General features: G+C 70.6%; 7 protein-coding genes and 1 pseudogene. 6 read left to right on the top strand and 2 right to left on the bottom strand.

What is annotated here, in order from left to right; all coding sequences use genetic code 11:
• Positions 1-193 (bottom strand): hypothetical protein (locus tag AB0O67_RS35545; RefSeq protein ID WP_365459658.1); only part of this gene is annotated, 193 nt, incomplete at its 3' end.
• A 297-nt stretch (positions 194-490) separates the two neighbouring features.
• On the opposite strand from AB0O67_RS35545, the gene AB0O67_RS35550 reads away from it, so the two are divergent.
• Genes AB0O67_RS35550 through AB0O67_RS35565 form a run of 4 tightly spaced genes read left to right on the top strand, consistent with a single transcriptional unit; the run spans position 491 to position 4,386 of the window.
• Entirely contained in the window at positions 491-781 is a 291-nt protein-coding gene (locus tag AB0O67_RS35550; RefSeq protein WP_365459661.1) for a hypothetical protein, read from the top strand.
• 33 nt (positions 782-814) lie between these two features.
• Complete coding sequence (locus tag AB0O67_RS35555; protein ID WP_365459664.1) at positions 815-1,648, top strand: hypothetical protein; 834 nt, start codon at positions 815-817, stop codon at positions 1,646-1,648.
• An 18-nt stretch (positions 1,649-1,666) separates the two neighbouring features.
• Positions 1,667-3,607 carry a fumarate reductase/succinate dehydrogenase flavoprotein subunit gene (locus AB0O67_RS35560; RefSeq protein ID WP_365459667.1) on the top strand — a complete coding sequence of 647 codons (1,941 nt, stop codon included), beginning with the start codon at positions 1,667-1,669 and terminating at the stop codon, positions 3,605-3,607.
• On the top strand, positions 3,604-4,386 hold the full coding sequence (locus AB0O67_RS35565; RefSeq protein ID WP_365459670.1) for a succinate dehydrogenase/fumarate reductase iron-sulfur subunit: 783 nt from the start codon (positions 3,604-3,606) through the stop codon (positions 4,384-4,386). Before AB0O67_RS35560 ends, AB0O67_RS35565 begins: the two co-directional genes overlap by 4 nt.
• On the opposite strand, the gene AB0O67_RS35570 is transcribed toward AB0O67_RS35565, so the two are convergent.
• Positions 4,375-5,295, bottom strand: coding sequence for a class I SAM-dependent methyltransferase (locus AB0O67_RS35570; RefSeq protein WP_365459673.1), 921 nt, complete (start codon positions 5,293-5,295; stop codon positions 4,375-4,377). The genes AB0O67_RS35565 and AB0O67_RS35570 overlap by 12 nt on opposite strands.
• A 301-nt stretch (positions 5,296-5,596) precedes the next feature.
• Here AB0O67_RS35570 and AB0O67_RS35575 point away from each other — a divergent pair, with 301 nt between their 5' ends.
• Both AB0O67_RS35575 and AB0O67_RS35580 read left to right on the top strand, forming a co-directional pair.
• Entirely contained in the window at positions 5,597-7,261 is a 1,665-nt protein-coding gene (locus AB0O67_RS35575) for a hypothetical protein (protein ID WP_365459676.1), read from the top strand.
• Positions 7,262-7,364: 103 nt separating this feature from the next.
• Positions 7,365-7,608 (top strand): annotated as a pseudogene (locus AB0O67_RS35580) (protein phosphatase); the annotation flags it as partial.

The following is a 7,608-nucleotide window of genomic DNA, read 5'->3' on the forward strand; positions in this document are numbered from 1 at the left end:
CGCCCGCGGCCGTGCAGGTCAGGCAGGTGAAGGTCTGTCGAGGTGCGACGGCGGTCAGTACGAGGATGGCCTTCGCTTGCTGCGAAAGTCCGGGCGAGCCACACCCGGCCAGTGCGGGCACCGCGAGCAGACCCGCGGTGAGGAAGGCGACCGAGCGCATCACCGCGCGCAGTGTGACGCCGTCGTGAGACATCTCTGCTTACCTCCGGGAGCCGCGGGGGTTACGATCACTTTTGGTGGTATATGGAGCTGATCAGATGTTTCGGGCTTTATGCCGCCACTGAAGAGGAAAGGGTTCGGCAACACCGGGCGACACGGCGACGACGGCCGGGAAGCCCACCCGTGCGGCGCAACACACCACGGGATGCACCGGTGCGCCTCGGCCAATCGGTGCACGTCCCTTCCCAGCGACAGGTGTGACGCGCAACACTCGCAGGCGCATGACCGTTGCCACCCACGGCCACCGTGCCGACGGAAGTGAGGTCACGTCATGTCCGTGCACGACGAACTGACAGCGGTGCAGCGCAGCCTGGACGACCTGTCCCGGTCGCTGGGCCGCCTGGAGCAGCAGCTCGGCACCGGCGGGCTCGACATACGCCGCGCCCGCACCGACTGCGAACACCTGCGCGAGAGTGTCGCGCTGCTCCGCGAGGCGGCCAGCTCTCCGGCCGCGCAACGGCGCCCGGAGCTCGTCACCATCCCGGACACCCCGTACGACAACAGCCTGTGGGTCGACACGGACGACGAGGGACTCGGCGCCCGCGACCGACGCGCACCCTGACCGACCCGAGTCCCGACCGACCGGAGTCACACCTTGGCCACTGGTACGGAACCCACAACCTCAGATCCCCATCACCCCGGCGGCGTCCGGTCGGCCTCCCGCGCCGCGATCGGGGTCCCGCATCTGCGGACCGATCGCTGGTGGCTGGCGCCGGCCGCCACCGCTGCCGGGCTGTTCGCCTTCATCGTGTACTCGACCTGGCGGGCCTTCGCGAACACCGACTACTACGCGGCCCCCTACGTCTCGCCCTTCTACTCCCCCTGTCTGGCGGAGAACTGCGAGCCGATGAAGGGGGGACCCAACTGGGAGCTCTTCGGCGGGTGGTGGGGCATCTCCCCCGCGATCATCATCCTGATCTTCCCGCTCGGCTTCCGGCTGACCTGCTACTACTACCGCAAGGCCTACTACCGGGGCTTCTGGGCGTCCCCGCCGGCCTGCGCGGTGGCCGAGCCGCACAAGAAGTACAGCGGTGAGACCCGCTTCCCGCTGATCCTGCAGAACATCCACCGGTACTTCTTCTACGCCGCGATCCTCGTCGCCGGCATCCTGACGTACGACACCGTGCTCGCCTTCCGCGACGAGAACTACGAGTGGGGCCACATGGGCCTCGGCACCCTGGTGTTCCTCGTCAACATCGTGCTGATCTGGGCGTACACCATCTCCTGCCACTCCTGCCGGCACATCGTCGGCGGCAAGCTCAAGCACTTCTCCAGACACCCCGTGCGCTACCGGATGTGGCAGTGGGTCGGGACGCTGAACGCCCGGCACATGCTGCTCGCCTGGGCGTCGTTGGTGAGCGTGGCGCTCGCCGACTTCTACGTCTATCTCGTCGCGTCCGGGGTCTTCGACGATCCGCGCTTCTTCTAGATGAGTGGGGCCTTTTTGATGTCCGTGGTCGAGCGACAGGAGTGGGACGTCGTCGTGGTCGGCGCGGGCGGCGCCGGACTGCGCGCCGCCATCGAGGCGCGCGAGCGGGGCGCCCGCACCGCCGTGATCTGCAAGTCGCTGTTCGGCAAGGCGCACACGGTGATGGCCGAGGGCGGGATCGCCGCCGCGATGGCCAACGCAAACCCGCACGACAACTGGCAGGTGCACTTCCGTGACACCCTGCGCGGGGGCAAGTTCCTCAACCAGTGGCGGATGGCCGAACTGCACGCCCAGGAAGCCCCGGAGCGGGTGTGGGAGCTGGAGACCTGGGGCGCCCTGTTCGACCGTACGAAGGACGGCCGGATCTCCCAGCGCAACTTCGGCGGCCACGAGTACCCGCGCCTCGCCCACGTCGGCGACCGCACCGGCCTGGAGCTGATCCGCACCCTCCAGCAGAAGATCGTCTCCCTCCAGCAGGAGGACCACCGCGAGACCGGTGACTACGAGTCCCGCCTGAAGGTCTTCCAGGAGTGCACGGTCACCCGCGTCCTCAAGGACGGCTCCCGGGTGAGCGGTGTCTTCGCCTACGAGCGGGAGTCGGGTCGTTTCTTCGTCCTCCAGGCCCCCGCCGTGGTGATCGCGACCGGCGGCATCGGCAAGTCCTTCAAGGTCACGTCGAACTCGTGGGAGTACACGGGCGACGGCCACGCGCTGGCGCTGCTGGCCGGGGCGCCACTGCTGAACATGGAGTTCGTGCAGTTCCACCCGACCGGCATGGTCTGGCCGCCCTCGGTGAAGGGCATCCTCGTCACGGAGTCCGTCCGCGGCGACGGCGGCGTGCTGCGGAACTCCGACGGCAAGCGGTTCATGTTCGAATACGTCCCGGACGTCTTCAAGGAGAAGTACGCCGAGACGGAGGACGAGGCCGACCGCTGGTACGAGGACCCGGACAACAACCGGCGTCCCCCGGAGCTGCTCCCCCGCGACGAGGTCGCCCGGGCCATCAACTCCGAGGTCAAGGAGGGCCGCGGCTCCCCGCACGGCGGTGTCTTCCTGGACGTGTCGACGCGGATGCCCGCCGAGGTGATCAAGCGGCGGCTGCCGTCGATGTACCACCAGTTCAAGGAGCTGGCCGACGTCGACATCACCGCCGAGGCGATGGAGGTCGGGCCCACCTGTCACTACGTGATGGGCGGCATCGCCGTCGAGTCCGACTCGGCGGCGGCGCGCGGGGTGCCGGGGCTGTACGCGGCCGGTGAGGTGGCCGGCGGGATGCACGGCTCCAACCGGCTCGGCGGCAACTCGCTGTCCGACCTGCTGGTGTTCGGGCGCCGGGCGGGACTGCACGCCGCCGAGTACGCGGCCGGGGTCGCCGCGAGCCGCCCCCGGGTGGACGACGTGCAGGTGGACTCGGCGGCGGCGGAGGCGCTGCGACCGTTCTCCGTCGAGGCGGAGGTCGAGGAGCCGGCCGGTGGCCCGCCGGAGAACCCGTACACCTTGCACCAGGAGCTCCAGCAGACGATGAACGACCTGGTCGGCATCATCCGCCGTGAGTCGGAGATGGCGCAGGCCCTGAAGAAGCTGGCCGAGCTGCGGGCGCGGGCCCGGCGCGCGGGCGTGGAGGGCCACCGCCAGTTCAACCCGGGCTGGCACCTCGCCCTGGACCTGCGCAACATGCTGCTGGTCAGCGAGTGCGTGGCGAGGGCCGCGCTGGAGCGCACCGAGTCGCGCGGTGGCCACACCCGCGAGGACCACCCGTCGATGGAGCGCAGGTGGCGCCGTATCAACCTGCTCTGCCAGCTCACGGATCCGACGGGCGGTCTGGCGGCGACGGACTCGGTCCGCGGCCAGATCGCCCTCACCCGTGAGGACACCGAACCCATCCGTTCCGACCTGCTCGCCCTCTTCGACAAGGAGGAGCTGGTCAAGTACCTCGCCGAAGAGGAGCTGTACGAGTGAGCAGCTATGAGGCCCGCTTCAAGGTGTGGCGCGGGGACACGGACGGAGGCGGCCTGGAGGACTTCCAGGTCGAGGTCAACGACGGCGAGGTGGTGCTGGACATCATCCACCGCCTCCAGGCCACCCAGGCCCCCGACCTGGCGGTGCGCTGGAACTGCAAGGCCGGCAAGTGCGGTTCGTGCTCCGCCGAGATCAACGGGCGGCCCCGGCTGCTGTGCATGACCCGGATGTCGGTGTTCGACCGCCAGGAGACGATCACCGTCACCCCGCTGCGCGCCTTCCCGGTCGTACGGGATCTCGTCACGGACGTCGGCTTCAACTACGACAAGGCGCGGGAGGTCCCGGCGTTCGTCCCGCCGGCAGGGCTCGGGCCGGGCGAGTACCGCATGATGCAGGAGGACGTGGACCGGTCGCAGGAGTTCCGCAAGTGCATCGAGTGCTTCCTGTGCCAGGACACCTGCCATGTGGTCCGCGACCACGAGGAGAACAAGCCCGCGTTCGCGGGCCCGCGCTTCCTGATGCGGGTCGCGGAGCTGGACATGCATCCACTGGACGCGGCGGCCGAGTCCGGCCTGGACCGCAAACGCACCGCCCAGGACGAACACGGACTCGGCTACTGCAACATCACCAAGTGCTGCACGGAGGTCTGCCCCGAAGGCATCAAGATCACCGACAACGCCCTGATCCCGCTGAAGGAGCGGGCCGTCGACCGCAAGTACGACCCGCTGGTCTGGCTGGGCGACAAGATCCGCCGACGGCCCGCGTCGTCAGGTGGCTGAGGCGCGCAGATAGCCGGAGTGCGCGACCTGCCCGAGGAAGGTGAACCGGGTGTCGGTGGTCATGTGCTTCTCGAAGGCCTCCTTGATGCCCGGCCACTTCGGGTGCCCGAAGTCGTCGAGTACGACGATCCCGCCGGGGGCGACGATCTGCTCGGCCCACTCCAGGTCCTTGGCCACGCCCTCGGCGGAGTGGTCGCCGTCGATGACGACCACGCCGTAGGAGCGGTCGGAGACGGCGGCGCGCACCTCGGGGTCCTCGGAGAAGCCCTGGTGGATCCGGGTCGCGGCACCGGCCGCGCCCACCAGCGCCAGGTTGCTGCGCACGGCGGCCTCCCGCACCGGCGTGCCCGTCACGTCCCCGCCCATGCTGGTGCCTGGCTGGAGCTGCTGACCGGCGAGCGGATCGACGATCGTCAGCCGGGGGTCGCGCCCCTCCCGCTCCATCATCCGGATCAGGGCCGCGCCGAACATGCCGTACAGCGTGCCTATCTCCAGGATCTCGTCGTTCGGCGGGCCGAGCAGCGGTACGGCGGAGAGCTTGCCGCAGATGTTCATCGTGCCGCCGGCGATGCGGCCGACGCCCAGCGCCTCCATCGCGATGAGCAGCCGGAACGACTGCGCGACCGCCCGCTCCGCGCCCTCCCCGTTCCCGGTGACATGGGTCAGCTCCGCGATCGTCCGGTTCAGGTGAGGCGTCGACGGCAGCCGTGACGCGCCGCGCCCGGTGCCGTCGAAGAACAGCTCCAGGGGCCGCTGACGGCTGCGTACCTTCTTCAGCTCCTGCTGCACGGCGTCGTAGGAGGTGTTTCCGACGACCCGCCGGACCTCGCGCTGGATGCGCTGGTCGATGAGCGCGACGACGGGCCGAAGGGCACGCCGGGCGACCTTGCTGGTGAGTAGAGCTCGCATGGATCGGTGACCCTCACAGGGATTGGGGGAAGTGCCGTGGAACGTAGGCCGCCCACAGCCACTCCACAACTAACGGGAGCACCCCTGGGGGCAAAGCGAACATGACGACTGCCCGACGAATCGGTGCCACCGGGGGTGCGAGGCACCCTGTGCGCTCACGCGAACGGGTGACGGGGGCGACGAAACCCATGCGGGCCGCGGGCTGCGCCACTGCGAGTGGTGGCGGCCCGCGAAGCGCCCGGTCCACGCAAGGGACGCACACCACTCGCGGAGCCGCATTCCTGCTCATACGCTCCGAAAGGTGACGCCCTCCTCGATCCGCCGCCGACCTCGGCGTACGACCGCGCACATATCCGTGCGGGTCGCGCACGCGCTGCTCGGCGGGGTGATCGCGATCCTGTGGCTGGTGTGGCCCGAGCTGACCGCCTCGCCCAGCGGTGACCGCCCGACGGCACTGGCCCCCACCGTCCCCGCCCGGAGCGCGGCGGCCCAGGAGCAGGAGACCTTCACCGCCGACCTCGTCCTCCCGCTCGTCGCCCTGGGCACGGCGGCGGTCCTGGCCGCGTACACCTACGTCCGCCGCACCCGGCGCACCCGCACCCGCACCACCCCGGGCGGCGCCCCGTCCGCCATGACCTCCGCTCCGTCCCACCCCCTCACCCAACTCGACGAACAGTCACAGGCATTGCTGGTCGAGGCCGACGACTGCGTACGCGCCGCCCGCGAGGAACTCGCCGCCGCCGGGGCCACGTCCACCCCGCGGGCCATGGAGCCCTTCGCACAAGCGGTCCGGGAGGCGGAGTGGGAGCTCTCGGCGGCGTTCGCGATGCGGCAGCGGTACGACGACGGGGTCCCCGCTGAGGCATCGGCGCGACGGCAGGCGCTCGCCGGGATCGTCGGGCGCTGCACGGAGGCCGGGCGGCGGCTGGACGCGCAGGCGGCGGGCTTCGACGCGGTACGCGGCCTGGAACGGGACATCCGGTCCGCTCTGGAGGCGGCGGAGGCGAGGTTCCGTGAGGTGGCGGGCCGTACGTCGGCCGCCGGATCGGCGCTGGCGGAACTCGGCAGGCGGTACGCGTCCACGGCGTCCGCCCCGGTCGTCGGCTTCGTCGAACAGGCCAAGGACCGCCTGGTGTTCACCACGGTCCACCTCAACCAGGCACGTCAGGCCGCCGACGCGAACGACCCCGGGAGCGCCGCCGCCCACCTGCGAGCGGCCGAGGGCGCGATCGCCCAGGCGGCGACCTTCGAGACCGCTGTCGAGCGCCTCGTCGGGGAGTTGTCGACGGCCGAGAGGCTGACAGGGGCGGCCCTGACGGGGGCGGAGGCGGAGATCGCGGGGGCGCGGCAGCGCATGGCGGAGGCGGAGGTGGAGGCCGCACGGGCGCGGCAGCGCACAACCGGACCGGCGGGCGGCGCGCAGACATCACCCGTCGCCCGGATCCCGGTCGGTGAGCTGAAGTCCCGCATCATGCACGCCGACGCCGTCCTGGCCGGCGTACGCGAAACGCTGACCGGCGGGCCGTACGACCCTCTCGACGCCCTGCGCCGCGTCGTGCGGGCCGTCGCGCCGGTCGCGGCGGGGTGGGCCGGGGTGCTGTCGGTGGCCGGCGAGCTGGTCGCCCGGAGCACGACGGCCGGGGCGGCGGACTTCGTGGCGACCCACCGGGGTGCGGTGGGGGCCGAGGCCCGCACGCGCCTAGCGACCGCCCGGCGGCTGCTGACCGAGGCACCCCTGACCGCCGACGTCCTCGCCGCCGACGCCCTCGCCCGCACCGCCCTGCACCTGGCCGAACAGGACGTCCGCATGCACGGCACCCCCACGCCCGGAACGACCCCGCACTCCACCGGCGTCGGCGGGGCGCTCCTGGGCGGCATCCTGCTGGCCGGGGACTTGACTCCCGGCTCGGCGACGAGCTTCGGCGGACCCGGGACCCGTGCGCGCCGCAACTTCCCACTCTCGTAACAAACCTCTCGCCCCGTCAGACAAAGAGCGTCCGTTTTATATGATGATCGGATCCTGTTGAGAGTTGATCCGATGACGCGCGGACGAGCGGGGGCGGTTGAGCGTGATCACACCGGAGCAGATCCCACAGTTCACTGGTGATCTGGCGCAGTTGGAGACGGATTACGCGGCGCTGAAGACGGACGCGGGTCATGTCCGTGATGCCGGGTCGGATGTGCATGCGCGGTTCCAGGGTCTGTCGGCGTATTACCAGGCGCCGGAGGCGGAGCGGTTGTTCGCGACGACGAAGCCGGTGAAGGACCGGGCGGACGCGTTCGCGGACGATCTGGAGAAGGTGTCGGGTGCGC

Source organism: Streptomyces sp. NPDC086077 (assembly GCF_040686175.1).
Classification (GTDB): Bacteria; Actinomycetota; Actinomycetes; order Streptomycetales; family Streptomycetaceae; genus Streptomyces.